This window comes from Nocardia seriolae NBRC 15557, assembly GCF_007990715.1.
Lineage (GTDB): Bacteria > Actinomycetota > Actinomycetes > Mycobacteriales > Mycobacteriaceae > Nocardia > Nocardia seriolae.
Map to the genome: position 1 here is coordinate 1 of NZ_BJWY01000258.1, position 1,586 is coordinate 1,586.

Here is a 1,586-nt window from a genome sequence, read left to right on the forward strand (position 1 = left end):
CGCGGCGGCGTTCGTCTTTCACCCAATTGCTCAACAAACCCTCGTTGAGCCCGAGTTCGCGGGCGACCTCGGCGATCGTGCGCCCGGAATCGATCACCCGATGAGCAGCCTCGACCTTGTACTCGGCCGTGAACGACCGACGCTTGCGAGGAGGCATAACGGACATCCTTCCAGCAGGACCCTCATCCTGCTAAATCGATGTCCACTCGCCAGGGGGAACCTCAGTAGGCCCGCGCATAACACCGCGACAGCAGCCCCACATCCTCTTTGGCCCACCGATGCGGCGCCGCCCCCGACCACCCATACCCCGGCAGATCCGGCGCAATAACCCGAAGCCCCGCAGGCGGATCCGCCAACAGATCCCGATACACATAGTGATGCTGCGGCCACCCATGCAGCGCCAGAACCGGCCTCCCCTCCCCAGCCTCGGTCACATGAAACCGAACCCCACGAGCTTCCACGAACCTCCGGCGTACGCCTTGGATCGACGGCACCCCCTGCTCAGCAGCCATAGCTAACGGTAGCTCCTTGCCGCTGACCGGTCGGTTGGGTTTAGTTGAATTGACCGGCTTGTGAACATGAGGGATTGGGGTGGACGTGGATCAGTTGAGTCTCGGGATCGAGTTCTCGCCAGAGAACCAGCCAAGCGGGAGCGATCCCGAACTGCAGGAGGTCTACGCAGCCCTCCGAGCCCTCGACCCCGATGGGCAGAAGTTCGCGGCCGTCCTGAGAAGCACGATCGACCAGCTCCTCAACGGCGAGGTCACCGGACGGTACGACTGGAACGACCTCATGAAGACCGAGAAGACACATGCCGGCACGCTCGTCGAGATAAATCTCCAGCGCCAGTTCAAATTTCACGACGGCGTCGATATGGACTACTCCATCGCAGGAGTCGATGTCGACTGCAAGTTCTCACAGACCTTCGGCGCGTGGATGATTCCGCCCGAGGCGGATGAACACCTATGCCTCGTGGTGTGGGCCGATGACCAGAAGAGCACGTGGAGCGCCGGTCTGATCCGGATCGTGCAGGAGATCCTGAACAATGGTGGTAACCGGGACAAGAAGGCCACCATCAAGTCCGAGGAGCGCAAGCGAATCGTGTGGCTGTGGAAGGACTTCGAACTCCCGGAGAACATCCTCCTACACCTGGACGACAACATTCGCGACCAGATCCTCCGCCAGCGAAGCGGGCAGTCGCGCGTGACCGAACTCTTCAGAACGGTCCACGGACGAAGGATCGGCCGGGGAGTCGTCCGCACCCTGGGCCAACAGGGCGACTACATGGCACGTATCAGAGAGGGCGACAAGAATCGCGCTCGGCCAAAGCTTCGGGAGGAAGGGATCGTCATCCTCGGCGACTACCCGGTGCATCAGGCGTTGGCAGCATTACTGGGCGGGCCAGTTCCCAAGGAGGGCGAGTTCGTTGCGCATCGCCTGACCCGGTACGACCCGGAGCTCGGCAACCGGCCCCATGCCCTCATCGAAGGGGAAGAGTGGACGGTTGCCAGAGACGGCGAACCCGCAGACCTGCCAGCCCCTCAGCTCCCCAATCCGCAGAAGAAGGCAGAGCCAATCTAGTGTCG

2 protein-coding genes and 1 pseudogene are annotated in these 1,586 nt (G+C 62.2%); 1 reads left to right on the top strand and 2 read right to left on the bottom strand.

Annotated features, from left to right (window positions below; translation table 11 throughout):
- Both NS2_RS35570 and NS2_RS35575 read right to left on the bottom strand, forming a co-directional pair.
- The coding region (locus tag NS2_RS35570) for a transposase (protein WP_147207448.1) at positions 1-166 on the bottom strand (166 nt) is incomplete at its 3' end.
- A gap of 91 nt (positions 167-257) precedes the next feature.
- A pseudogene (locus NS2_RS35575) lies at positions 258-512 on the bottom strand (alpha/beta fold hydrolase); the annotation flags it as partial.
- A gap of 79 nt (positions 513-591) precedes the next feature.
- On the opposite strand from NS2_RS35575, the gene NS2_RS35580 reads away from it, so the two are divergent.
- Positions 592-1,581, top strand: coding sequence for a NaeI family type II restriction endonuclease (locus NS2_RS35580; RefSeq protein WP_197707901.1), 990 nt, complete (start codon positions 592-594; stop codon positions 1,579-1,581).
- Positions 1,582-1,586: the final 5 nt, after the last annotated feature.